22 protein-coding genes are annotated in these 24,340 nt (G+C 49.3%); 20 read left to right on the forward strand and 2 right to left on the reverse strand.

Translation table 11 applies throughout. From position 1 onward, the window contains the following. Nucleotides 1–8 precede the first annotated feature (8 nt). From AC6ESP_RS03395 to AC6ESP_RS03440, 10 genes are all read left to right on the forward strand, one after another. On the forward strand, nucleotides 9–671 hold the full coding sequence (locus tag AC6ESP_RS03395; protein WP_497095263.1) for a degT/DnrJ/EryC1/StrS aminotransferase: 663 nt from the start codon (nucleotides 9–11) through the stop codon (nucleotides 669–671). Then, nucleotides 668–1,990 (forward strand): DegT/DnrJ/EryC1/StrS aminotransferase family protein, encoded by a 1,323-nt coding sequence (locus tag AC6ESP_RS03400; protein WP_497095264.1) that lies wholly within the window; start codon nucleotides 668–670, stop codon nucleotides 1,988–1,990. The genes AC6ESP_RS03395 and AC6ESP_RS03400 overlap by 4 nt, the downstream gene beginning before the upstream one ends. Then, nucleotides 1,987–3,039, forward strand: a complete 1,053-nt coding sequence (gene argC, locus AC6ESP_RS03405; RefSeq protein ID WP_497095265.1) for an N-acetyl-gamma-glutamyl-phosphate reductase — start codon at nucleotides 1,987–1,989, stop codon at nucleotides 3,037–3,039. Before AC6ESP_RS03400 ends, argC begins: the two co-directional genes overlap by 4 nt. Further along, nucleotides 3,039–4,886 (forward strand): M20/M25/M40 family metallo-hydrolase, encoded by a 1,848-nt coding sequence (locus tag AC6ESP_RS03410; protein WP_497095266.1) that lies wholly within the window; start codon nucleotides 3,039–3,041, stop codon nucleotides 4,884–4,886. Before argC ends, AC6ESP_RS03410 begins: the two co-directional genes overlap by 1 nt. Beyond that, complete coding sequence (locus tag AC6ESP_RS03415; RefSeq protein ID WP_497095267.1) at nucleotides 4,887–5,690, forward strand: thiamine pyrophosphate-binding protein; 804 nt, start codon at nucleotides 4,887–4,889, stop codon at nucleotides 5,688–5,690. Continuing rightward, nucleotides 5,687–6,622: a transketolase family protein gene (locus tag AC6ESP_RS03420; protein WP_497095268.1), complete on the forward strand. Its 936-nt coding sequence runs from the start codon at nucleotides 5,687–5,689 to the stop codon at nucleotides 6,620–6,622. The genes AC6ESP_RS03415 and AC6ESP_RS03420 overlap by 4 nt, the downstream gene beginning before the upstream one ends. Beyond that, entirely contained in the window at nucleotides 6,612–7,826 is a 1,215-nt protein-coding gene (locus AC6ESP_RS03425) for an MFS transporter (RefSeq protein WP_497095269.1), read from the forward strand. The genes AC6ESP_RS03420 and AC6ESP_RS03425 overlap by 11 nt, the downstream gene beginning before the upstream one ends. A 45-nt stretch (nucleotides 7,827–7,871) precedes the next feature. After that, nucleotides 7,872–9,134 (forward strand): ATP-grasp domain-containing protein, encoded by a 1,263-nt coding sequence (locus AC6ESP_RS03430; protein WP_497095270.1) that lies wholly within the window; start codon nucleotides 7,872–7,874, stop codon nucleotides 9,132–9,134. Between the two features lie 77 nt (nucleotides 9,135–9,211). Further along, nucleotides 9,212–9,751: a flavodoxin family protein gene (locus AC6ESP_RS03435; RefSeq protein ID WP_497095271.1), complete on the forward strand. Its 540-nt coding sequence runs from the start codon at nucleotides 9,212–9,214 to the stop codon at nucleotides 9,749–9,751. Nucleotides 9,752–9,935: 184 nt separating this feature from the next. Beyond that, nucleotides 9,936–10,670, forward strand: coding sequence for a hypothetical protein (locus tag AC6ESP_RS03440; RefSeq protein WP_497095272.1), 735 nt, complete (start codon nucleotides 9,936–9,938; stop codon nucleotides 10,668–10,670). Here AC6ESP_RS03440 and AC6ESP_RS03445 read toward each other — a convergent pair. After that, the gene (locus AC6ESP_RS03445) at nucleotides 10,667–11,164 is read right to left on the reverse strand and encodes a hypothetical protein (RefSeq protein ID WP_497095273.1); all 498 of its coding nucleotides are present in this window, start codon (nucleotides 11,162–11,164) and stop codon (nucleotides 10,667–10,669) included. The genes AC6ESP_RS03440 and AC6ESP_RS03445 overlap by 4 nt on opposite strands. A gap of 220 nt (nucleotides 11,165–11,384) precedes the next feature. On the opposite strand from AC6ESP_RS03445, the gene AC6ESP_RS03450 reads away from it, so the two are divergent. From AC6ESP_RS03450 to AC6ESP_RS03495, 10 genes are all read left to right on the forward strand, one after another. Further along, nucleotides 11,385–13,697 (forward strand): beta-galactosidase, encoded by a 2,313-nt coding sequence (locus tag AC6ESP_RS03450; RefSeq protein WP_497095274.1) that lies wholly within the window; start codon nucleotides 11,385–11,387, stop codon nucleotides 13,695–13,697. Nucleotides 13,698–13,859: 162 nt separating this feature from the next. Next, nucleotides 13,860–14,666: an alpha/beta hydrolase gene (locus AC6ESP_RS03455; protein ID WP_497095275.1), complete on the forward strand. Its 807-nt coding sequence runs from the start codon at nucleotides 13,860–13,862 to the stop codon at nucleotides 14,664–14,666. Between the two features lie 755 nt (nucleotides 14,667–15,421). After that, nucleotides 15,422–16,138, forward strand: a complete 717-nt coding sequence (locus AC6ESP_RS03460; RefSeq protein WP_497095276.1) for a response regulator transcription factor — start codon at nucleotides 15,422–15,424, stop codon at nucleotides 16,136–16,138. After that, nucleotides 16,135–17,205 (forward strand): sensor histidine kinase, encoded by a 1,071-nt coding sequence (locus AC6ESP_RS03465; RefSeq protein ID WP_497095277.1) that lies wholly within the window; start codon nucleotides 16,135–16,137, stop codon nucleotides 17,203–17,205. Before AC6ESP_RS03460 ends, AC6ESP_RS03465 begins: the two co-directional genes overlap by 4 nt. Before the next feature lie 120 nt (nucleotides 17,206–17,325). After that, nucleotides 17,326–18,102, forward strand: coding sequence for an ABC transporter ATP-binding protein (locus tag AC6ESP_RS03470; RefSeq protein ID WP_497095278.1), 777 nt, complete (start codon nucleotides 17,326–17,328; stop codon nucleotides 18,100–18,102). After that, on the forward strand, nucleotides 18,077–20,008 hold the full coding sequence (locus AC6ESP_RS03475; protein ID WP_497095279.1) for an FtsX-like permease family protein: 1,932 nt from the start codon (nucleotides 18,077–18,079) through the stop codon (nucleotides 20,006–20,008). Before AC6ESP_RS03470 ends, AC6ESP_RS03475 begins: the two co-directional genes overlap by 26 nt. Nucleotides 20,009–20,118: 110 nt before the next feature. Continuing rightward, the gene (locus AC6ESP_RS03480; RefSeq protein WP_497095280.1) at nucleotides 20,119–20,973 is read left to right on the forward strand and encodes an SDR family oxidoreductase; all 855 of its coding nucleotides are present in this window, start codon (nucleotides 20,119–20,121) and stop codon (nucleotides 20,971–20,973) included. A gap of 94 nt (nucleotides 20,974–21,067) precedes the next feature. Beyond that, on the forward strand, nucleotides 21,068–21,658 hold the full coding sequence (locus AC6ESP_RS03485; protein WP_497095281.1) for an NAD(P)H-dependent oxidoreductase: 591 nt from the start codon (nucleotides 21,068–21,070) through the stop codon (nucleotides 21,656–21,658). 158 nt (nucleotides 21,659–21,816) lie between these two features. Next, nucleotides 21,817–22,563, forward strand: coding sequence for an AAA family ATPase (locus AC6ESP_RS03490; RefSeq protein ID WP_497095282.1), 747 nt, complete (start codon nucleotides 21,817–21,819; stop codon nucleotides 22,561–22,563). Between the two features lie 11 nt (nucleotides 22,564–22,574). Next, the gene (locus AC6ESP_RS03495; RefSeq protein WP_497095283.1) at nucleotides 22,575–23,132 is read left to right on the forward strand and encodes a hypothetical protein; all 558 of its coding nucleotides are present in this window, start codon (nucleotides 22,575–22,577) and stop codon (nucleotides 23,130–23,132) included. A 4-nt stretch (nucleotides 23,133–23,136) separates the two neighbouring features. Here the strand turns inward: AC6ESP_RS03495 and AC6ESP_RS03500 are convergent, their stop codons facing one another. Beyond that, nucleotides 23,137–24,288, reverse strand: a complete 1,152-nt coding sequence (locus AC6ESP_RS03500) for a metallophosphoesterase (protein WP_497095284.1) — start codon at nucleotides 24,286–24,288, stop codon at nucleotides 23,137–23,139. Between the last annotated feature and the right edge of the window lie 52 nt (nucleotides 24,289–24,340).

Here is a 24,340-nt window from a genome sequence, read left to right on the forward strand (position 1 = left end):
ATTGAAATATGGGAGAGACGTTAACGAAGCCTGAGAAGGTTTTGCAGAAGGAGCATTATTTTTCGTTATCATTCGTATTGTCCAGAGTACTAAATTCAGGCGTTATTATGAGTATCGAAAAAAATGATTTTGAATTGAGCGGGCTGGAGAAAAGTATAGCCAAGCTTACAAATAAGAAATACGTGTCGCTATTCAATAGCTATACGGGAGCGATTCACGGGGCGTTGTGGGGACAGGATCTCGTGTATCATACAGCCACGCGCCTTGGCCATCCAAGTGAGCAAGAGAAGAAGTTCGTTCATTGGCTGGGAGTCACGCTCCAATCCGATCCGCAAGTGAAGCAAGCTTATGCATCAATTGCTGTGAGCTGGGATAATCTCCATTCTCTAGACCAGCTCGTTCGCGGGGCTAGTAGTGAGGCTGAGGTTCTTGTTCTCGACTTCACAGGTCTTGGGTTCGGGCCTGTCGCTGCTATCGCAGCAAATGACGAGAGTATATGGAAAAAGGCAGAGCGATTAAAAATATTCGGTGCCTTCGACCTGCAGACGATGTGGACGCAGGAGGAGAGTGAGCCGGAGCTGCAGCCAGCGGTTCAATTCAATTACAGGCTAAGTCCGTTAGTCGCCGCTTGTGTGAAAGTCTCTCTATTAAGGAGGAATTCGGCATCATGAAGACAGACTTTATTCGCAAGCCGCTAGGTCTGCCTTCAGAGGCCTGGATTCAAGAGCAGTTAGCCTTCCTGGGCGGGCCATCTGTCATTCCGGAGGATGTCAGGAAGACGAACTTCCCGATCATTACGAAGGAAGACGTCATCCAAATGCTCGTCTCGATTCAGCAGGATGGCGATCAGGTAGTCGATGAGTTCAAGGAGAAATACCGCAATTATGTGGGAGCCAATTATGCGATTGCTACGGCAAGCGGCACCTCCAGTCTGCATCTCGCACTTGCTGGCGTAGGCGTACAGCCGGGAGATGAGGTTATCGTCCCTGCCTTTACATTCATTGCAACTGCTCAAGCGGTCGTTGCTGCGAAGGCGATCCCGATCTTCGTCGATATTGACCCGATTACGTATTGCCTTGATCCGGCACAAGCAGAGCAGGCCATTACGAGCAAGACCAAAGCCATTATGCCTGTACATGTGCATGGTCTGCCTGCAGATCTCCCCGCATTAAGACGATTAACAGACAAATATTCCTTACGCCTTGTAGAGGATGCATCTCATGCGCATTCCGCCTCCATTCATGAGCAATTGGCTGGCTCAATTGGGGACGGAGCGGGCCAAAGCTTGATGGCAGATAAGAACTTTCCGGTAGGCGGGGAAGGTGGCATCGCCTTCTTCAAGGAGAAGGAGGATTATGAACGGGCGCTTGCGTTCCTGGAATCCTCAGGCATTGATTACCGTATGTCGTGGATTGCTGCTGCCTTCGGCTTAAGCCAGCTTGATCGCCTTCCCTATTATGATGCTATACGAGCGAGGAATGCGATGTACTTAACGAACGCTTTGTCGGAGACGAAGCTGTTCAGCGGGCCATTCGTGCCTGAAGGCTATAAGCACAGCTATAACATGTACCGCGTGAAGCTGTCGCCAGAGAAGCTCGGACTTGAGGATCTGGAGGATTATAGAGTGAAGGATGCCGTTCAGCAGCTTATTAACGAAGAGGGAGTCTATGCTAGGGAGTGGCAGAATGTACCGATTCCAGGTCATCTGCCGTTCAAGAACCGCAAAGGCTTCGGCAATGGCTATCCATTCACATTATCCGATCGTCAAGATTTTGGGTATGATCTGAACCAATTTCCGGTGACCCTGAGCATGCTGCGCAACAGCTTAACGATCTGCAGGGAGCTGAGAACTCCGATTGAATACGAGCGAATTCAAGCATACGCCTTAGCTTTCAAGAAAATCGATGCGAACCCGCATATTATTCGCGAGCTGGTAGAACGGTGCAGTGATCTTAAAGTGCTCTATGAAAGAGATGCAAGACTCGGATGAGTGTCACTGATAAGGGGAGGAAGCGAGTTGCGATTCTGGGCGGCAGCGGGTTCACTGGCGCTGAGTTATACAGGCTGCTTCGCAAGCATCCACATTTCGAAGTTGATTTCGTATCATCTGAATCCAAGGCTGGCTACCCGGTGGATAAGTTCTACATCGGGTCGATTCATAATAAAAAGATAAGCCCGCTGAAATTCAACAAAATAGCCGAGCTGAACGGTCATTACGATGCCATCTTCTCTTGCTTGCCTACAGGTGCTCTGCCCAAAATCATTCAGCAGGTGGCGGAGCATACCGAGTATATCTTCAATGTAAGCGGGGATTACCGAATTGCCGATTCGGATTTGCTTAATAAGCATTATCCGGAGACGGTGAAGCATCCATTCGATGGAGGCTGGCATTATTATGTGCCTGAGTTCAGCACGATCAATACGGCGGTCAAGGTCGTTAATCTCCCGGGCTGTATGGCAGTTGCTACCCTGTATACGCTCTATCCTCTGGTAGCGCATGATTTAATTGAAGGCCGTGTGGTGACGGATGCCAAGACGGGCTCAAGCGGCGGCGGCAAGTCGACGACGGAGCATCATGCGGAGCGCTCCCATAACTTCCGAGCTTATAAGGTGCATGGACACCGCCATAAGCCGGAGGTGGAGCATGCGCTGGCTTATCATCTGGACCGCACGGTCGACCTTCAATTCTCGGTCTACAGTCTCGATCTTCCAAGAGGGATCATGGCGACCTCTTATTCCTTACTCAAGGAGCATGTGACGGACGTAGATGTCAGAAAAGCTTTTTACAGCACCTATAACGCGAAGCCGTTCCTTCATTATTTCAACTCAGGCAATGGCTCGCCTATGATCAAAACGGTTGTAGGAACGAATTACGCGGAGATTGGTGCTTATGTGGAAGGCCGGAACTGCGTATCTATCGCAACGATTGATAATCTGATCAAAGGGGCAGCAGGTCAGGCTATTCAAGCAGCTAATCTATATTTCAACTTCCCTGAGGAGTCAGGATTGTCATTCGAGTACGAAGGGGCGTGGCCTTGATGAGCAGTGGCAGTCTCTATGTCATCAAGCTTGGCAGCAGCACCATTGTGAATCATCCGCGAATATTCGAGGAGCTCGATCGCATCGTGAAGCGAGGCAACCAAGTGCTGCTCGTTGCTGGCGGGGCGGAAGCGATTCGCAAGAAATACGAAGCTATTGATCGCCCGATGCCCTTCCTCACGCTGCCATCAGGCGACGAGGTGCGATATTGCGCTCCCGAGGAAATGTCTATTATCCGTGAGGCTTACCATGAGTATATATTGTCAGAGGTTCATCAACAGGCGAAGGTACATGGTCTCACTGTCTACGCGCAGCTTGGCGGTGAGCATGGTCTGGTCTATGGGCAGAAAGCGAAGCCGCTGAAGGCGATCAGAGGCGAGAAGACCGTGATCATTCGAGATTCCTTATTCGGTTCGTTCAGAGGAAGCCATACAACCTTCCTGAGGTCTGCGCTGGCAGCCTTCGATATCGTATGTCTGACACCACCCATCTTCGACCCCGAGCTGAACGCTTATATCAATATCGATGCCGATGTACTGGCTGCTCACTTAGCTGTAGATTTGGGGGCGCATCATCTTCGCTTCGTTACCGGTACTGCAGGTCTGCTGCATGATATTGATAATCCGCAGTCGACGATCCAGGATGTCTATACGAATGATGAGTTAACCTCTGTCCAAGGACGGATGAAGCAGAAGGTGAGGGCTGCTGAGCTGGCGATTGCCGAAGGCATCTGTGATGTCAGCATTGCTGGCCCTCATACGCTGGAGCAGGGAAGCCAGACATGGTTCTGGAGCTTCGAGCGTGGCCCAAGCGAGCTTGATCTGTTGAACAAGGTTACACGTATTCCTTCGGTGTCCAAGGATGAGCATGTTCTTGCCCACTATTTGCTGGATACCATCGATTACCCTGATGTTAGCGGGAGCATAGACGATGCTGGCAATATCGTATTCCGCAAAGGGAGTGGCCCTCATACGCTGCTGCTGCTCGGACATATTGATACAGTTCCGCATGTGTGGCCTGTGCGCACCGATTCGGAAGGGACTACAGGCAGAGGTATAGTGGATGCCAAAGGCTGCTTCGTTAATTTCATCCATATGCTGGATGAGGTTCAGGTGCCTGAGCAGGGAAGCCTGCTCGTTGTAGGTGCTGTCGAGGAAGAAATATCGTCTTCCAAGGGGGCGTTCTTTGTTAGGGATCACTACGCTGCGGATGCGGTCATCATTGGTGAGCCTAGTGGGGAAGATAGCTTAACACTCGGGTATTACGGCTTGTTCAAGCTGCTGATTACGATACATCGCGCGCAGGAGCACACTGCAGCGAAGGACAGTATCAGCGTTATTGATGAGCTGTATAATGTCGCCACGGATATTCGTGCTCGCGTACGTGATATCGATCCACAGTCACTGTCCTCGCTCATCGATATTGAGCATCTTCAGGATAAAGGCTTTCTGACGGTTAAGGGGACGCTGAATTTCCGCCTATCGCCAGAGGCAGGGAGTGATTACGTAGACAAGATTGATCTTGCTTTCGGTGATGGCGTGAAGGTTGAGGTTCAGCGTGCAACAGCAGGGTTTGCCAATCCGCGAACAGGTACCCTGGTGAAGTCTTTCGTTCGAAGCTTCGCAAAGCACGGAAAATCGGTACATTATATCAAAAAACGCGGAACGAGCGACATGAATACACTTGCGACCAGCTGGACCTCAGTTCCAATGGTGGCTTATGGCCCTGGAGATTCCAGCCTTGATCATACGAACGAAGAGTATCTGTATGCGAGCGAGGCGAAGTCGGCTAGGAGCATTCTCAAGGAAGCCGTAGACGAATGGTTCCGGCTGCGAACGGAGGTATAAATGGAACAAGCTGTTCGAGAAGGTATTAGGGAAGATATCCCGGTGTTATTGGAGAGAGCTAGATTAGCAAGGGAACTCATTATCGATATGGCGGCAGCACCAACAGGCTGCCATATTGGGGGCAGCTTATCGGCTATTGATCTGTTGATTGGGGCTTATTCCAGATATATCGAAGATCCCCATACCGCCATTATTCTGAGCAAAGGGCACGCTGCTGCAGCGCTGTATGCCGCTCTGCATGTCTATGGAGTCATACCCGATAATCCTGGGGAGAGCTACGGGCAAGCAGGCTCTTTATTCACAGGGCATCCGAATCATAAGCTTCCGGGAATTCCCTTCGCAACGGGAAGTCTTGGGCATGGTATTGCTTATGCTGCTGGTTGGGCGCTTGCTCAGAAGCTTAAGGGGACCGATGGATTAGCTATCGTTATCGGAGGAGATGGGGAGCTTCAGGAAGGGCTATGCTGGGAAACTGCGCAGATTGTTCAAGCAAGGTCCCTGACGAACTTCATCTACATCGTTGACTGCAACGGCGGTCAGAACGATGGTTATGTTCAGGATATATCGCCGATTCGTCATTTGCGTCAGCGCTTTGAGGCATTCGGCTTCTCTGTCAGAGAAATCGATGGACATCGTTATGAAGACATTGTTGCGGCGATTGAGCCCGATCCTGAGAAGCCCTTAGCTATTCTTGCTAACACGATCAAAGGAAAGGGCGTGGCGGCGATTGAAGGAAATCCGGAAGCGCATTATGTGAAAATATCCGGGAAGCTGGCTCACAAATGGAAGGTGAGTCTGTCATGACGCAATCAGGTAGAGATTCGTATAAAGATGAGCTTGCCAGGCTTGCTGCTGGCAATGAGCAAATAGTATGTATTGAAGCGGATTTAGGCGGTAAGAACCATTCTTTTGGACAACAGCATCCCGAGCGATTCTTTAACCTCGGCATCGCGGAGCTGGCTGGCATTGATATAGCAGCGGGGCTTGCCGAAGCGGGATTCATTCCATTCTTCTCGACCTTCGCTTCGTTCGCAGCGCTGCGTGCCTCGGAGAGCATCAAGCTTACCATGGGCTATATGGGCAAGAATGTGAAGGTCGTAGCTGCTTACGGCGGTGTCTCAGGCGGCTGGTTCGGCACGACGCATCATGCGCTGGAGGATATCGCTGTCCTTCAGTCCTTCCAGAATATTCGAATCGCTTGTCCGCATGGTGAGCAAGAGACGAGAAGGGTTATTCAAGAAGCTGCGGTATCGGAGGAGCCTTACTATATTCGGCTATCGCGGAATGACGCATTCGAGAGCTTGTTCAGAGAGGAAGGCGCAAGCTGCAGAGAGCTGATTGTGGAAGGCGAGGAACGAGGTGAACGGCCTGCGCTATGCTTGATATCGGTCGGCGAGCAAGCAACTGAGCTGTGCAAGAAAATCGTTCAAGAGGATGAATCCATTGTGCACGTGCATTTGTGCTACGTCGATATTCAAAGCTTGAAAGACTATATCGAGCCACTGAAGGCATTGTCTGAATGCTTTCTAGTTGTGGAGGAGCATCGGGCTACTGGCAGTACAGCGTCCTATCTTGCCCTGCTGCTGCCGAGGCATGAGGTGTATTCGCATCATTGCGGGGAGCAGTGGCCGATCTATGGGGGAACCCATGAAGAGGTTCTGGATTATTTGGGATTCGGGTATGAGCCTCTTCAGCAGCAAATTCTGGCGATTAGAGGAGGTACGCATGGTCTTTAGTGTACTGAAACCAGGCAACTTCCGGCATTATTTCGCTGCGGATATCATCTCAGGCTTCGGTGTGGGGCTGAGTACGATCGGGGCTAACTGGTATTTGCTCGATCAGACGAATTCCAATACCTCCATTGGCTTCATGCTTTCTCTGAATGTCATTGCTGGCTTTATTGTGTCGGCATTCGCAGGGACCATCATTGATAAGTGGAACCGGAGGAACATTATATTATGGGCGAATGGGTTACGAGTGCTGGCGCTGCTGCTTCTTACGGGCGCTTTTGCGTGGACGGGCTTTCGGATCGAATATCTGTATGCCTTCACCATTATTAACGGCATGGGCTGGGCTTTGTATATGTCTGCCTCGCGCAGCTTGGTTCAAGAGATTGTGCCGGAGCAGGAGCTGATCCAAGGCAATTCGCTAATTGAAATCAGCTTGCAGGTGGGCATGTTCATGGCGGGAGCTCTCTCGGGCATTTTGTACAAATACGTAGGGTTTGAGGTTATTCTTCTATTGAATGCACTTGCCTTTATGATCAGCAGCTTCTTCTTGAGCCGAATGAAATATATCCCTATAGCTATCGACAATGCAGGAGAGTCGTTCTATCGAACGTTCAAGAATGGCATTCAGTACTTAGTGGAGAGGCCTTATATATTGCTATTGGGCATTGTATCCATTATTCCACTCGTCTCAACGATGGTGTACAACGTTGTGCTTCCAGGCTATGTCAGTACCACGGTACGAGGGGATTCTGTCGTATTCGGGTTATCGGATATGTTCTACGGTATCGGGGGATTGTTGTCTGGATTGATTGCCGCACCTCTGGCGAGGAAGCTATCGCATAACGGAACGGTGCTATTATTCTTTCTCTTATCTGTGGTTAGTCTATTGGCGGTCGCGTTCAATTCGACGGTGCTTCTCTTGTACTTGGGCAGTGTATTGATTGGCCTTACGAACTCCTCTCTGCGCATTCTTATTACAACGACACTAATGAAGTCGGTCTCGAAGTCCTACATGGGGCGGGCAACTTCGGTCTGGATGGCCTTCTCCCTGCTCCTACAGACCTTCTCGGCTACAGGGCTAGGCGTTCTGATTGACCGATATTCGCCAGGCGTAGGCTTTATCTGTATGAGCGGCTTGATGGTAGTAGGCTTGGTTCTGTTCTATATGCTCAATAGCAGAGTATCTGAAAAGAAAGTGCTGGAAGCCTAGGCATGCATGCATGCAGGCTCCATATCTCGTTAAGGAGGCAACCCTATGACAACGATTAAGACAGTCGCTTTTGTTGAACCAAGCTTCTATGGCGTTAGCTTCGCCAGAGCTGCTTATGAACAGGGGCATAAAGTTATTGCGATCGTATCTTCAACAGACAATCCGCAGAAATATGGCTATGAAGGCATTTATCATGATCTGATCGTGGCGGATATACGGGATGAAGAGTCACTCTACGAGGCTATCGTCCAATCTCCCTATGCAGATCAGCTCGATGCACTCATTCCTGCTACGGACTATGCCTCCCATCTCACGGCGAAGGTAACCGAGAGGCTTGGGCTGCGAGGGGTGCCCTACGAGGCAGCGCTTAAGTCCAGAAATAAGGACTTGGCTCGTGAGGCTTATGCGGAGCATGGCGTTCCAAGTGCGAAATTCCACAAAGTAAGCAATTTTGAAGAGGCTGCGGCTGCCGCGGCCGCCATAGGATATCCAGTGGTATTGAAGCCGACGAACTGTGCGAGCAGTCAGAACGTCTATTTCATTAAAGATGCAGACGAGCTGCGGCGTGCAGTGGATATTATCGTAGAGTTCAAGGTGACCTATATGGACTTTAAAGTTCGCGAGGAGTATTTGATCGAGGAATATTTGGATGGGCCGGAATTTAGTGTGGAGCTGTTCGTAAGAGAGGGTGAGCCGATCTTTTCTGCTGTTACGGAGAAGAGTACGTCAGCCTTGCCTTATTTTGTAGAGATTGCTCATACGCTTCCGACATCCGTGCATACTGATCGCGAAGAGGACATCATAGAGACAGCTGTGCAAGCATTAAGGGCGATAGGGATTACGGATGGTCCGAGTCATGTAGAGGTGAAGCTGTCCAGCACGGGACCGCGCATTATTGAGGTGAATGGCAGACCGGGCGGCGACAACATCTCCTCGGATTTACTAGTGCAGGCGTTCGGAGTAGACGTCTTCGAAGCGACGGTGAATTATTACTTGGATAACCCGATTGATATTCGGAAGAAGCATAACCGGGCAGCTGCAATTGCTTATGTGACTGCAGATCGTGAAGGGGTATTCGAGGGAATTGAAGGCTTCGAGGCTGCGAGCCAGCAGGAGGGAGTCGTCCGTGCTCAGCTTACCGCTGCTCCTGGCGATGTGGTATCAGAGGCGAGAAGCTCGGATGATCGCCTTGGCTATATCATTACCGCTGGCGATACCCCGCAAGAGGCCAAAGAGCTTGCTCTTGCTCTCGTGAGAAGCTTGAACGTAATCTATCGGCAGCAAGAAGCGGGTATAGCGAACGCTTAATAGCTCGTAGGCTAGCTGCAATGAAAAGTAAGAATGGCGACACAAGCAGCTGTATACACGAAGAGAGGATGTTGAATATGGGCATTGCAGTAATCTACGGAAGCTCGCGCAACAATGGCAACTCTGCTCAACTAGCTGATCTTCTGGTTGAGGGCTTTGAAGCAGACAAAATCCATTTGTCTGATTACAAGATCGAGCCCATAATCGACTACCGCCATTCTGTGGAGAAGGGTCCTTATCCCGATGATGATTATCACCACGTGATTGAACGTGTTCTGGCACAGGAGGTTCTTGTATTTACAACTCCAATATACTGGTATGGAGCCTCTGGCCTGACGAAAACCTTCATTGATCGCTGGTCGCAGTCATTACGGGAGAATAAGGCTGAGTTCCTGGCGAAGCTTGCAACGAAAACAGCTTGGGTAATTGGAGTTGGCGATGATGAGCCGCGGATCAAGGGGCTTCCACTCGTGCAGCAATTCCAGCATATTTTCGACTATACAGGTACAGAATTTGCTGGGTATATTCTAGGTGCCGGCAACCAGCCCGGGGACATTGTGCAGGATGAGGTAACATTAGCTGCGGTCGAGGGAATTCGTAAGAAATGGCGTACCTAATGGAAACCTAGCAAGGCTGGAATTATAGCATCATTCGAGACGGTCGATCTGCAGCACCTTGAACCAAGGTGGGAGCGGATTGGCTGTTTTTTTGCGAATTTGTGTTAATCGATATCTGCTATTCTCATCGACAATTGAAATATGTTAGTCTGTATTTCAGAATGATCTTGGAGGCAAGCAGCATATGAAAACAAAGGACATTATTTATTTGATTCATAATGAGGATGAACCATCCGTCACATCAATGGGAATAGAATTCAGTGATTTTGTGCAATCCCTTCGTCATGGGCTGCATCATATTGTGCTGCTGAAGTCGGATTATGCGGGAGAGGAGTATCATAAGGGGCTTCAAATGGAGGTTGTAAGGAATGAGCACTTGAGTGATCTGTACAAGGAGAATGTTCATCGTTATGGCGATTTTTGCTGGGTCGATTGTGAGGATGTAGAAAAGCTGGATAGTGTGGAGCCACACGAAAAGGCAGAGCTCCTCTATTTGGGTCATTACAAACAACCATTGGGAAGCCCTTTTTTTCCACAGCTGAATAATCGATTTGCTTATTTGGCCCATGACGATGGCTGGTATAATAAATTATTTTTGAGGGATAAGAATGATTATGTGGAGATGCTGCAACTACTCATTCCTAATAGAGTGGAAGCCTCCTATAAAAAGAAAAATCTACTGCCGCTTAGCTCGGAGATTGCGCAGCAATTGCTGCGACTGGCTGGGAGCGGCTTGCTAATCGATCTCTATAGAATAATCAAAGGGCAAGGACACGTGGAGATTCCTTTTAGCATAATTGGTGCTGCTCTTGACCTTGATGATGTCTACAACAACATGGAACGATATAAACGTAAGGCTAATGCGGAATACTGGCTAGTCTATGCCCAAAAAGAATGGACGATCAAGCGCTACTCCTAGATACTATCGATCTCGTTGATAGGAGATAGATCAGCCGACTCCGTGCTGATGCCATCTGCTCCGTCCAAGACGTCGATCAGACCAACAGCGATTACGCTGATAGCTGCTGCTGTCACCAAGCCTTTGGCGCCGGATTTGGCTCTGGCATAGTCCTCTTGCTGTAATCCAACGACGACATTTTTGCCGCTGCCATAGACAAAGTTGACGGATGATATGACGCCTGCAGCTGTCGTCTTCACGGCCCCGCCTATATCGCTCAGGCCTCCGTTAATTGTATCTCGATTCTGACGTATCGCCCCGCTTGCCACATCATATACACCACTTGCAAGCTCTCCGGCTGTTCTTCCCGTCGTTATTGTAGCCTGCTCCACACCGTTTCCAATTTCTTTGATATAGTCACTTCGCACGACCTCTCCTACAACACGTACCGTTCCTCCCAGCACCCTTCCCGTCATCTCGCCGGCAAACAGGCCTAATCCTTTTAAGAAGCTCATTCTCATCTCTCCTTGGAACAGTAATGGATACCCTTATGATACAGCATCACCTGCCCGAAAGTGTAGATCTGAGCAATGGACGCCTTGAACAGGTGTCTTTTTGATGAAATCCGAATATCGTCCATCATGAACAGGACATTGTGAATTGTGTTCGCCATGTTCCTCTAGTAAGGTGTAGCTATAAATAGCTTAAACAAGGGATATTAAAAGGAGTAACTAGATGAATAATGTAACTGTTAAGCTGGATACGGTGAATAAGCAGATTGTACCAGGTAAGCTTGCAAGCAACAGAGGGACCAGTCCGCAGGGCGAGAGCTACGGGTTTACTAATTATTATATGACGCGTAATGGCGAACCATTTATTCCGGTTGTCGGAGAGTTTCATTTTGCGAGATATTCTTATTTGCACTGGGAAGAAGAGCTGCTCAAAATGAAAGCTGGCGGCGTCCAGATCGTAGCAACTTATATTTTCTGGATCTATCACGAGGAGGAGGAGGGACGCTTCGAATGGGGCGGGGATCGGAATCTTCGTCATTTTATCGATTTGTGTAACAAGCATAACCTCCCGCTCATTCTCCGAATTGGCCCTTTCTGTCATGGTGAAGTACGTAATGGCGGTATCCCGGACTGGGTGTTCAGCAAGCCTATCGAGATCCGTTCGAATGATGCGGGTTATTTGTCATATGCCAAAAGGCTATACCGAGAGATTGCTAAGCAGATGAAGGGATCTTTGTTCCAGGAGGGCGGCTCCGTTATTGGTGTCCAGCTGGAAAATGAATTCATGCATGCGGGTGCGCCATTTGACGCTTGGGGCTACAAATCTGGCACCTTCATCTCATCTGGCACAGGTGGTAAAGAGCATCTTGCCGAGCTGCGACGTCTAGCAGAGGAGGCTGGCATTACGCCATTGTTCTTCACAGCAACAGCTTGGGGTGGGGCAGCGGTTCCGGATACAGATACACTGCCGATGCTAGCGGGCTATGCTTATACGCCATGGATTCCGAATCAACCGCCAAGCGGTGAGTATATCTATCGCGATCTGCATGTGACACCATCTGAGGCTGTCGGATATGATACGCTGGATTATCCTGTTGCTTATTGTGAAATGGCTGGAGGCATGCAGGTCAGCTATCATGCTAGACCCTATGTTAGCCCTGAGAGTATCGAGGCGATGACTTGGGTCAAGCTTGCCAGCGGCAGTAATCTGCTCGGCTATTATATGTACCATGGCGGTTCGAATAAGCAGGGGATGCATGGCTATCTGAATGAATCGGCACTTCCCAAAATTACTTACGATTACCAGTCTCCACTTGGTGAGTTCGGTCGAATCGGAGCATCCTATGACCGCATTCGGTCAGTCGCGCTGTTCCTGCAAGCATTCGGCAGCGTTATCGCTGATATGGGAACCGTGCTTCCAACGGGGCAGATGGATATAGCACCTGATAATACGAAGGAGCTTCGCTACTGCATTCGACAGAAGGATGGAGCGGGATTCTTATTCCTGAACAACTTCCAAGACCATGTAGATATGCCAGACCGGGAAGGGGTTCGAATCGAGCTCCAAACGTCTAGAGGAGCAATTGCTTTTCCGCGTCAAGGCATATTCACTCTGAAAAGTAATTGTAGTGTAGTGCTGCCCTTTCATCTGACGATGGAAGGTGTAGATATCGTGACGGCCACTGTACAGCCCTTGACGAAGCTCGCAGCGAGCCATGACAACGATGCATTGCTGGTCTTTTATGCGCATGAGGGCATGACACCAGAGATCATACTGAGCGCCGCTTCTGTTGTGAATGTGAAGGCAGGAGCGGGACAAGCACAGCGTGAAGATGATGTGTGGGTGGTGAGTCCAGTTACTGGGAAGCAGCATGCTGTTACACTAGAGCTGACAGACAAGCGAATCGTTCAGCTCATCGTGCTTACAAGGGAAGAAGCGCTCCAGACTTATCGCTTCCGTGTGTGGGGCGAGGATCGCCTCGTCATTAGCAGCAGTCATCTATATGTTCAGAATGAACGATTAGTTAGTACCTCAGAGGAGCAGTCCAATTGGAGCGTAGCGGTGTATCCGGCTCTGCGGGAAGGGCTGCGGACTAGTTATGGAGCAATATCGGATAGACAGGACGGCTTGTTCACCAGCTATGAGCTTAGCGTGGAGCCATATGCACCAGAGTTGTCTGTGCGTAAGGTGACAGAGCGCAATTCAATGATAGGCATAGAAACTGCGTGGCCTGAGCAAGTCGGTGATGTTTTCCTAGAGATTGAATACGATGGTGATGTCGCAGGTGCCTACTTAGGCGAGCGTCTGTTGACCGACCATATTCATTATGGCCAAAGCTGGCCAATCGGCTTGAAGCAATTCAAGGACGATCTAGAAAATAGGGAGCTGCATATTGCCATTACTCCACTTCGTAAAGGGACTATTCATACCTTCGTTAATCAAGCATTGGTCGAACGGTTCGAAGGCGTTGAGCTCAGCGAGCTTCATAGTGTTCGTGCGGTTCCGCATTATGTTGCTGCTCTAGCGCGCGCTTAGTTCTTATTGCAGGCAGGCTGTGCTTGACTCACTGAGTCTAGAACAGCCTATTTGCACGTGATGCCATTGATTGCCATGGATTAAAGCTGTTATGATAATGGAATGATGTAACCGCTTTAAATTCAGGTAAGACTAATTCATTCCGAAACGAGGGACATGGTTATGGCTTCTATTCCATTATGGGATGCTGATGTAGTTTTTGAGCAGGGAGAAACGCCGCGTATTACTCCTTATTTGTTGAAGGCGGACAAGCCGCTTGCAGCTGTTATCGTTCTGCCAGGCGGTGGATACGGAATGAGGGCCGATCATGAAGGGAGGCCGGTAGCGGAATGGTTGAACGATATCGGAGTGAACGCATTCGTGCTGGATTATCGAGTGGCACCGAATAAGCATCCACTTCCGCTCAGCGATGCCAAACGGGCAATCCGCATGGTAAGAAGTCAAGCGGCTGAATTCGGAGTTGATCCGAACCGCATAGGAATATTAGGCTTCTCCGCAGGGGGACATCTAGCTTCAACAGCAGGCACACATTATGATGCGGGCGATCAGAATCATGCTGATCCAGTGGAGCGTGTTAGCAGTCGGCCTGATGTAATGGTTCTGTGTTACCCAGTAATCTCATTCGGTGAGCATAGACATCATGGATCGATGGTTAATCTGATTGGCGAGGATGCCCCGCAGGAGCTGCGTGATCTGCTGTCCAGCGAGCTGCAGGTGACCGAGGATACGCCTCCAACATTCTTATGGCATACAGCTGATGACGGAGCTGTGCCGGTTCAGAACAGTCTTATGTTCACACAAGCATTGACCGGCAATGGGGTACCCTGTGAGCTGCATGTCTACGAGAGTGGGCGTCATGGCTTAGGACTAGCTTATGACCATCCCGAAGCACACACCTGGTCACTATGCTGCGCCAACTGGTTGAAACGACGCGGATTCGTTGAAGAATCTCCTATTGTGACGGAATAAGGGTTAAACTGGCTGCTGCGCAGACGAATGTTCTTACGATCGCTGTTGCTTCCGGATGACGTGAACAATAGTCATAGGCTGTCATCCGGAGGGTGGCGAACGCTGAAGCTTGTAGGGACAGCATGGTTTGCATAATGTTGCCTAAAAGTCAGCATTTCCGCCTCAATCGGCTAGAACCCCGCCTTAATGATGCATAAAAGTCAACACTCTCGTCCATCCGAGGCCCCCAACGCCCATAATGATGACCTTTGTGCAACATTATCGTCCATCCGAGGCCCCCAACGCCCATAATGCTGACTTTTGTGCATCATTATCGCCTAACTGGAGCCCCTACCGCCCATAATGCTGACTTTTGTGCAACATTCTCGTCCATCCGAGGCCCCCAACGCCAATAATGCTGACCTATGTGCAACATTCTCGTCCATCCGAGGCCCCCAACGCCCATAATGCTGACTTTTGTGCAACATTCTCGTCCATCCGAGGCCTACCAATCGGCCAGAACCGCGCCTTAATGATGCCTAAAAGTCAGCATTCTCGCCTCAATCTCGCCTCAATCTCTCGCCTCAATCTTCCTGCAGTACCCACAAAATAAAATCAGCATGACGGGAAAGTGTAGAACTCGAGTATTATCCCATTTGCTCGATATAAATGGAACTGCTATCATGAACGATGGATATAACAATGGAATCATGATACGCAGTATATAATGTCTCCGAGTCTATCGGGGGCCTTTTTTATAAGGAGGAATCATGCATATGTATCGTATTTTCATAGTGGAAGACGATGATAAGATTGGAGCCATTCTGACGACGACCATGGAGAAATACGGCTTCGAGGCGAGTCGGGCCAGCCGCTTCAAGGAGCTGCTTACCGAATTTGAAGGGTACAATCCACATCTCGTGCTGCTCGATATTAATCTGCCATATTTCGATGGGTTTTACTGGTGCCGGCAAATCCGTACGCGTTCTAATGTCCCCATTATCTTCATCTCGGCACGCGCTGGGGAGATGGATCAGGTGATGGCCATTGAGAACGGCGGCGATGATTATGTTGCCAAGCCGATACCGCTGGATCTTTTAATGGCCAAAATAAAAAGCTCACTTCGTCGTGTGTACGGTGAGTATGCAGCTACAATGGCTGCCTCAAGTACACTAGAGCTGAATGTAGATGGGCTGAAGCTGCATCTTAGCCGCAATGAGCTGGAGTGGAGAGGCCGGAAAGCCGAGCTGACCAAGAACGAAAGGCTGCTGGCCGAATGCCTGATGAACCAGCCAGAGAAGGTGATCTCCCGTGAGCAGCTGCTAGAGGCGTTATGGGATGATGTGCAATTCGTCGATGACAATACACTGACCGTTAACGTTACGCGGCTGCGGAAGAAGCTGGAGGAGCTCGGTATTATGAAAGCAATAGAAACGATTCGGGGACAGGGCTATAAGCTGCTTCCACAGGAAGTGTGGGAGGAAATACAGTGATCAGAGCCTTTCTGTGGGATCGAAAAATATATATTGCTCTGTATATCGTCTGTACAGCGATTGCTTCCTTCATGTTCGTATTGGATAAGCTGCGTTATTCGAAGCAAGCGGATGCCGGTCTGGTCTATTATTTTATCGTACTAGTGCTATTCGTTCTTATTGCTGGACTAGCCATTGATTATTTGCATCAGCGCAGCTATTACCGGCAGATGGATGAAGCGATCAACAATGGAGCGAGTTTGAAGTCATCCTCGATCGTACGTTCTGGCGTAACGGCGGAGCAGAAAAAAGTCCAGCTTCTATTGGAGTCGCAGCATAGCGCGTACTTGACCGAGCTGGGTAAATATCGCAGGCAGCAGGAGCAGCATAACCACTTCGTGCTGCAATGGGTCCATCATATGAAGACACCTGTCTCTGTCATTGATCTGCTGGCGCAGGATGCGCAGCAGCAGGAGCTCTCACAAGAGGAGCAGAAGCAGCTGTTATCCAGCCTGCAGGAGGAAACCGAGCGAATGACGAGAGGGCTGGAGATGATGCTCTATACCTCTCGATTAGAGAAATTCGAGCTTGATCTTCATCTTCGATCGGTTGCACTGCATGAGCTGCTTCGCAGCGTCATTAATGCCCATAAGCGGCTGTGCATCCGCTACGCCATCTATCCTCGCATTGAAGGAGAGGCTTACATTGAGACCGATGAGAAATGGATGACCTTCGTGCTGAATCAGCTTGTCAGCAACGCGATCAAATATTCGAAGCGGCAGCCAGGCAGCAAGAATCTGACTCTTCGCATTCGGCAGCACAATAGCAATAAGGGCGGGTTCAGCGTAGAGCTGTCCATTATTGATGAGGGGATCGGGATTGAAGAGCAGGACCTGCCGCGGATCTTCGATCCGTTCTTCACCGGAGAGAATGGCCGAGCTCTGGAAGAGTCTACGGGAATGGGGCTCTACTTGGCTAAGCAGGTATGCAGCCGATTAGGTCATGAGCTGATCGTCACATCGCAGGTTGGCGAGGGGACGACGGTGCTGCTTTATTTTCAGTCAGACGGCATACACCTATTATCTTAAAAGTGACAACAATGTAAGGTTGCTTCTAGGCAATTGAAAGGGAAATCGATGGGTGACACCTCTCCTCCAAGGCTATACTGGGTTCATCAAATGACATGGAAGACTTGGGAGGAACGAATAATGAGTGTATTACGCACACAAGGGCTTGGTAAAATATACAGCTCCAAAGGCAATGTATCCTACAAAGCGCTTGAGGATATTGACCTGAACATTGAGGCAGGAGAGTTCGTCGGGGTCATGGGCCCGTCTGGAAGCGGCAAGACGACTCTGCTGAATTTGCTGGCAACGATCGACCGGCCAACAACCGGAGAGCTTGAGATCAACGGCGTACAGCCGAGCAGATTGAATGATAAGAAGCTGGCGCTGTTCCGGCGCAGGGAGCTAGGCTTCGTCTTTCAGGATTTTAACTTACTCGATACGATGACGATCAAGGAAAATATTATTCTACCTCTAGTGCTTGAGGGCGTGGCTCCTAGAAAAATCGAAGAGAAGCTGGCGCCGATTACGGACATGCTGCAGATCAGCGCGATCCTTGGCAAGCGTACCTATGAGGTGTCCGGCGGACAGAAACAGCGTGCAGCGATTGCGAGGGCTATTATTCATCAACCATCACTTGTATTAGCCGATGAGCTGACAGGTAATCTGGATTCCAAAGCAGCGAAGGATGTCATGGATGCGTTGAAGGATATGAATGAAAGGCTGAAGGCGACGGTACTAATGGTTACGCATGATCCTTTCTCGGCTAGCTACTGCAAACGAATTGTATTCATCAAGGACGGCAGGTTCTTCTCGGAAATCCGGCGGGGCTCCAATAGACAGGCGTTCTTCCAACAAATATTGGACGCACTGAGCGTGCTGGGAGGTAATTTCGATGACGTTCCGTTCGCTCGCGCTTAGCAACATTAGAGGCAATTGGCGTTCGTATAGCGCATTTTTCCTGAGCAGCGTCTTCTCGGTTATTATCTTCTATATGTATGCCGCATTTATCTATCATCCTGATGTAGTCAATGGACATATTATGGCTGCCTCAAAAGTTCGCATAGGCATGCAGTTCTGCCTGTACATTATCGTTATCTTCTCCTTCCTGTTCGTCTTGTACTCCAATTCTGCCTTTCTCAAAACCCGGAAGCAGGAGTTCGGCCTATTCTCCTTATTCGGGATGACGAGGTCACAGCTGAGGAAGCTCGTTATTTATGAAGCAGTGGGGATCGCGGTTCTGTCCATCGCAACGGGGATAGCGCTTGGCATGCTGCTTAGCAAGCTGTTCTTCATGGCACTTGCGGTTATGCTGAAGGTAGCGGACCCTATTCCGTTCGCAGCTCCGGTTAAGGCGCTAGGACTAACTGGAATCGGATTTTTCACCTTATTCGTGGTCATAGCGGTATTAACGTCTTTCCGCATAGGGAAGTCGGAAATTGTGGATCTGCTGAAAGCTGGACGCAAGCCGAAGGGAGAGCTCGTCTTCTCACGTTGGCTAGTAGCATTGTCCGTTGTCTGTCTTGCGGCAGCTTACGCTATGGCTCTTATGATGAATGCAGGAACCTTCGTTCTATTCACACTGCCAGTATTGATTACGGTAGTGGTTGGTACGTATTTCGGCTTCACTCAGCTCAGCGTACTCGCTATTCGATTTCTTCAGAAGCGCAAGTCGGTGTTCTACAATCGGACGAATATGCTGGTATTGTCCCAGCTTGGCTATAAGCTGAAGGACAATGCTCGGATCTTGTTCATGGTATCGATATTGAGCGCGGTTATTTTGACGGCTTCTGGAACCTTCTATTTGATGCAAATCGGCTTTAAGCAAAATGTATCGACCTATCGACCTTATTCTATTGCTGTCGTTGAACGCGGATTAAATACACTTGAGGTAATCGATCCAGATCAGATGGCTAATTCGCTTCGTGAGGATGGATTTCCTATTACAAAAGAAGACAAGCTTGTTGGTGCGGAGCTGAAGCAGTCGCTCATCATTACTCAAGCTGGAAAGGAATATACCTACGATAGCGGTATGATTATTTCGGAGGAGAGCTATAACCGGAATGCGAAGAGCTTGGGACTTGATTCAATCACTGTAGATCAGAATAAAGTTGTACTCCAGAGCACTTGGTTGACAACAGCTAGTACAGTAAGCGGCGAGCTGAACGGTAAGCCGGTTGACTATAGCCTATCCGATACGGTCAAGCCAGCGGTTATGAACTTAACGAATCTGAATGCATTCCTTCTTATTATGGATGATGCTGCATATGACAAGCTAATCTCCTCCATTCCGGAAGAGAAGCAGTTGGCCGCATACGGTTATGAGCTTCATAACTGGGAGGGTGCAGCGGATGCAATAGCCAGCCTGCAAGCTAGTGTTCCGGAAGCAGTGGCTGATCAGGTAGATATGAGCCGCGCAGAGATGTATGAAGAATATCAAGAGACTAGCTCACTAACCCTGTTTCTTGGATTATTTATCAGTCTGCTGTTCTTCATCGCTTCTGGCAGCATGATTTATTTCAAGCTATTCACCGAGCTGCAGGAAGATCAAGCCCAGTTCCGAGCATTGAAGCGCATAGGGATGACGAAGCAGGAGATTCGCCGAATATCGGTAACACAGATTGCTATTATTTTCTACGTGCCCTGTGTAGTGGGCATCATACATGCTCTGTTCGCCATGAAGGCACTCGATAATCTGATGATGTCTGGGGTGTGGGTGTACTCCTTTGTCGTCATAGGCATATACGTAGCGATGCAGACGGTGTATTTCCTCGTGGCTTGTATCAGTTATTTGAGAAGCATGAATCGTAGTGGCGTATCGGCCTAGCGGTGGGTAAATAAAAACGTAGTGATGCAAGATTGATCTTGTATCACTAACGTTTTTTTGTTTTTTTACAAGTATAATAGAAGAAAAAGGGATACGGGAGGCTGATGGCAATGGCATCTCTGGATAATAAGATCGTTCTTATTACAGGTGCGAATTCTGGCATGGGGCTTGCTTCGACAATCGAGCTTGCTAGAGCAGGAGCAGTGGTAGTCATGGCTTGCAGAAGCTTGGAGCGCGGCGAGCGTGCACGGCAGGAGGCCATCGCTCAGAGCGACTCAAGCCGAATTGAGCTGATGGAATGTGATCTCGGCTCCTTCGCGAGCATACGCAGATTCGCGGACGCGTTCGAGAAAAAGTACAAGCATCTGGACATTCTGCTCAATAATGCGGGTGTCGTGTCGCTGAAGCGGGAGCTGACAACGGATGGGTATGAGAGTGCGATCGGCATTAACCACTTGGGTCATTTTCTGCTGACGAATCTGCTGCTTGAGCTGTTGAAGAAAGCACCCCAGGGCAGAATTATTAACGTCTCCTCAGGTGCGCATAAGGTAGGAACGATACATTTCGCAGATCCGAACTTAACGAAGGGCTACAACGTGTGGAAAAGCTATGCGCAGTCGAAGCTCGCCAATGTATTGTTCACGAAGGAGCTTGCCCGTCGACTGGGAGGCACGAATGTGACTGTGAACAGTCTTCATCCCGGCGCGGTTGGGACAAGTATCGGTGTTGATCGGCGAACCGGCTTCGGTAAAAGCCTACATGCCATGCTGAGACCGTTCTTCCTTACTCCTGTCCAAGGAGCAGATACGGCGATTTATTTGGCATTAGGCAGTGAAGGCGGTACGGCCACGGGACACTATTATTATAGAAGGAAACAAGCCAAAGTATCGGCAAAGGCGAATGATTCGGAGGCAGCAGCAAGGCTGTGGAAGTGGAGTGAGGAGCAGGTTGGACTTCAGCTTTAGTTAACCAGCTTAGTCTGTACACATAAAGCTGAGCTCCATGGAGACAATAACACCAATGCGATTACATTTTATCCAATTGGGGGTACCTGCGTCCATGAACCATCTAGTTATATACGGCCATCCTAATCCGGAGAGCTTCAACCATGCTGTCCTGAATACGTATACGGATGCCTTGCGAGAGCAGGGACATAACGTTGTTATTCGTAATCTATATGAATTGAGATTCGATCCTGTACTCAATGGCAGTGATTTCGAGGCTCTTAAATCGGGCAATATCCCGGAAGATATTAAGACTGAGCAGGACCATATCCGCCAAGCAGATGTGCTGACCCTGATCTATCCGATCTGGTGGACAGGCATGCCTGCTGTACTTAAGGGATATATCGATCGAGTGTTATCCTATGGGTTCGCATATGCCTACGGAGAGGATGGGAGCATCAACAAGCTGCTGTCGGGCAAGAAGGGTTTTATCATAAATACGCAAGGCTCACCCAAGGATTATTACGATTCCATCGGCATGACCGAAGCGCTTAAGAAAACATCGGATACGGGCATATTCGAGTTCTGCGGCATTGAATCAGTAGGCCATCTCTTCTTCGGAAGCGTGCCGCAAGCTGATGATGCCAAGCTGCAGCAGATGCTGGGTCAGGTGAAGGAAGCGGCTGGGAAGTTCGGCGGGAAGTAGTGGCATTGGTGTGGAAAAAAATAGTCATGTGGAGATATAGATAGGGCAACAGCAACAACAGTGAACAGAATTGTTTACTGTTGTTTTTTTGTGCGTTCATCCTCATAACAAGACAATCACTCCAAAATTTGTAATAATGGAACCTAAGGAGGGATGATATGCCTTTTCTCAAACGAATTACACTTGATTGGCAAGCTGCAGCGGATAAAGGGCTGGAACAGGAGTATCCATTCAATATACCTTCTTTGCAGCAGGTGGACCATCTGGCATTGAAGAGCAATGTGACCTTTTTTATCGGCGAGAACGGCTCGGGGAAATCAACCTTACTGGAGGCGGTTGCACATTTATGCGGCTTCAATACGGTGGGTGGCAACAACTCGATTCTGTACAAGGAGAAGGACGACTTGTCACTATCCTCCATTATGAGGCTGTCCTGGCTGCCGAAGGTGTCGAACGGGTTCTTTTTCCGGGCGGAGACGTTTAATGCTTTTGCTGACTATATCGATGAATTGGCTAAAGACCCGATGCAAGGGGGAAGGGCGTATTCGTCCTATGGTGGCAAGTCCCTCAATGAGCAATCGCATGGGCAAGCATTCTTAGCTCTATTCACGAACCGACTGGGCGGCAAAGGCATCTATCTGCTGGATGAGCCGGAGTCGGCGCTTTCCCCGCAGAATCAACTTGCATTCATGCGTGTGATATGGGATCTGGAGCGGGAGAAGCAGGCCCAGTTCATTATTGCGACGCATTCGCCAATCCTGCTGTCCTATCCGGGCGCGGATATCCTGAGCTTTGATGACACACCGATCGCTTCTGTGGAGTATGAGCAGACGGATCATTTTTTGCTGACTAGAGATTTTCTGAATAATAGGGAGAGGTACTTCCGCACATTATTCGAAGAATAGGAGGAAGGACTATGCGAGTAAGGGAGATGACCTTCATTGCCTTGCGGATTATGGCGGTATATGTATTTATTCGAGGCATAGGGTACTTGGGGTCGACGTTACAAATGTGGCTGACCTATATCGCTCAGACAACAAACGAGGTTGATAGGAGTATGGATGGGATATGGACGATTTCACTGCTGCCAGGACTGCTATTCATCGGTATAAGCTTGCTGCTATGGAATAAGGCAGGTGCCACTGCCTCTCGGATTCTAGGCCATACCGAAGAGACAGAGGCGGATTGGACGGCTATAACCAAAGGTGAACTGTATAGACTCGGCTTCTCTATTGTTGGAATCGTAATTATAATAATGACGCTTCCTGAGTTAATCGGTAATGTTGGACAGCTGTTTCAAGTTAATAGGAGTGATTATTATACAGTATCTACTCCTTTTATTGTGAGTGTATGGACAGTGCTATTCGTGAATATGATGAAGCTGCTGCTCGCTTGTATTCTTATCATGAGCAGGGATACGCTTTATAATTGGCTGAACCGGACAGCTAAGCAAGTTAGGGTGAATAATCAATAGCGGATCAGCGCGATTGCCCGAACTCCACGTCAATCTGAATGATCTCGCATCGGCTGCCGATACGGACAGGCGGGCCCCAAGTGCCGAAGCCGGAGGAGACGAAGGCATGTAAATTCCCTTTTTTCAAAAAGCCCCAATCGAGCTCGAACAGACGCCGCGTAATGAGATGATTCGGCGCCATTTGGCCGCGATGGGTGTGGCCGGATAGGGAAATATCAATACCATTATCAGCGGCTGCGCTAAGATCAGATGGCTGATGATCCATCATAATAAGCGGCAGAGATGTGTTGACGGAAGCTACCATTTCACTAATCGGGAGCCTGCCGGCGCGGCCTCTGCCACCAGCAGATAGATCCTTGCGTCCCATAACATAGAAGCTGTCTTGAATGAGCACGCTCTCGTCGAGCAGTACACGAATGCCGACAGCTTCCATCTCCGCAATAAACTGCGGGATACTGCCGCCGATATACTCATGATTGCCGAGAACCGCGTACACGCCGAGAGGTGCCTGCAGGTTTTTCATAACCGAGGCCATATTGCCGTGAATGAAAGGCTCAATAGCATCATCGATAACGTCGCCTGGAAGCAGAATAATATCGGGCTTCATCTGTTCCATCCCATCAACGAGGCGCTGAAGGTGGCGCTTGCCGACAATGGTTCCAAGGTGAATATCGGACGCCATTCCGATACGCAGCTTCTTAAGCGAGCCAGCCTGCTTGGGGAGAGACACGTTGTACGTTCGTACGATTGGTGTCCAAGCGTTCCAGGTTCCTTTTATGAGCAGGGCAGCCATGAGTACAATCGTCAACGTTCCTACGATTATGATGGAGGTCTTCTCAGGAACGGATGCTTGAATGAGCAGCCAGGCAATCAGATCAGCAGCTGGCAGCAGCAGAACGGAATACTCGACTACAGCGAACCAGTAGGAGCCTATGAGCTTCAAAAAATGACCGATTGGCCTAACGGCAGAGCCTTGCAGCATACGGCCAATAATGTAAGACAAGGAGATAATTCCGACAATGATGCCGTAGAGGGCGGCGTTCTCTAGTTGGATAATGGTTGATAGATAGACCCAGCCATTCCATCCGATATACCAATTGACTAGGCCAAAAATAACGAGTATGGATGCAATAACAGCGATAAAACGCGGCTTCATCTGAGCAGCACTCCTTGATAATTCTATTAGGATCAGATAGATTGTGAACTTA

The sequence above is a fragment of the Paenibacillus xinjiangensis genome (genome assembly GCF_059686975.1).

Bases quoted from the DNA above. Each gene is read 5' to 3' on its own strand.
- AC6ESP_RS03490 (WP_497095282.1), top strand. From the start codon at position 21,817: ATGCCTTTTCTCAAACGAATTACACTTGATTGGCAAGCTGCAGCGGAT.
- argC (WP_497095265.1), top strand. From the start codon at position 1,987: ATGAGTGTCACTGATAAGGGGAGGAAGCGAGTTGCGATTCTGGGCGGC.
- AC6ESP_RS03445 (WP_497095273.1), bottom strand. From the start codon at position 11,164: ATGAGCTTCTTAAAAGGATTAGGCCTGTTTGCCGGCGAGATGACGGGA.
- AC6ESP_RS03475 (WP_497095279.1), top strand. From the start codon at position 18,077: ATGACGTTCCGTTCGCTCGCGCTTAGCAACATTAGAGGCAATTGGCGT.
- AC6ESP_RS03470 (WP_497095278.1), top strand. From the start codon at position 17,326: ATGAGTGTATTACGCACACAAGGGCTTGGTAAAATATACAGCTCCAAA.
- AC6ESP_RS03450 (WP_497095274.1), top strand. From the start codon at position 11,385: ATGAATAATGTAACTGTTAAGCTGGATACGGTGAATAAGCAGATTGTA.
- AC6ESP_RS03410 (WP_497095266.1), top strand. From the start codon at position 3,039: ATGAGCAGTGGCAGTCTCTATGTCATCAAGCTTGGCAGCAGCACCATT.
- AC6ESP_RS03485 (WP_497095281.1), top strand. From the start codon at position 21,068: ATGAACCATCTAGTTATATACGGCCATCCTAATCCGGAGAGCTTCAAC.
- AC6ESP_RS03495 (WP_497095283.1), top strand. From the start codon at position 22,575: ATGCGAGTAAGGGAGATGACCTTCATTGCCTTGCGGATTATGGCGGTA.
- AC6ESP_RS03435 (WP_497095271.1), top strand. From the start codon at position 9,212: ATGGGCATTGCAGTAATCTACGGAAGCTCGCGCAACAATGGCAACTCT.
- AC6ESP_RS03440 (WP_497095272.1), top strand. From the start codon at position 9,936: ATGAAAACAAAGGACATTATTTATTTGATTCATAATGAGGATGAACCA.
- AC6ESP_RS03500 (WP_497095284.1), bottom strand. From the start codon at position 24,288: ATGAAGCCGCGTTTTATCGCTGTTATTGCATCCATACTCGTTATTTTT.
- AC6ESP_RS03430 (WP_497095270.1), top strand. From the start codon at position 7,872: ATGACAACGATTAAGACAGTCGCTTTTGTTGAACCAAGCTTCTATGGC.
- AC6ESP_RS03455 (WP_497095275.1), top strand. From the start codon at position 13,860: ATGGCTTCTATTCCATTATGGGATGCTGATGTAGTTTTTGAGCAGGGA.
- AC6ESP_RS03425 (WP_497095269.1), top strand. From the start codon at position 6,612: ATGGTCTTTAGTGTACTGAAACCAGGCAACTTCCGGCATTATTTCGCT.
- AC6ESP_RS03400 (WP_497095264.1), top strand. From the start codon at position 668: ATGAAGACAGACTTTATTCGCAAGCCGCTAGGTCTGCCTTCAGAGGCC.
- AC6ESP_RS03460 (WP_497095276.1), top strand. From the start codon at position 15,422: ATGTATCGTATTTTCATAGTGGAAGACGATGATAAGATTGGAGCCATT.
- AC6ESP_RS03420 (WP_497095268.1), top strand. From the start codon at position 5,687: ATGACGCAATCAGGTAGAGATTCGTATAAAGATGAGCTTGCCAGGCTT.
- AC6ESP_RS03480 (WP_497095280.1), top strand. From the start codon at position 20,119: ATGGCATCTCTGGATAATAAGATCGTTCTTATTACAGGTGCGAATTCT.
- AC6ESP_RS03395 (WP_497095263.1), top strand. From the start codon at position 9: ATGGGAGAGACGTTAACGAAGCCTGAGAAGGTTTTGCAGAAGGAGCAT.
- AC6ESP_RS03415 (WP_497095267.1), top strand. From the start codon at position 4,887: ATGGAACAAGCTGTTCGAGAAGGTATTAGGGAAGATATCCCGGTGTTA.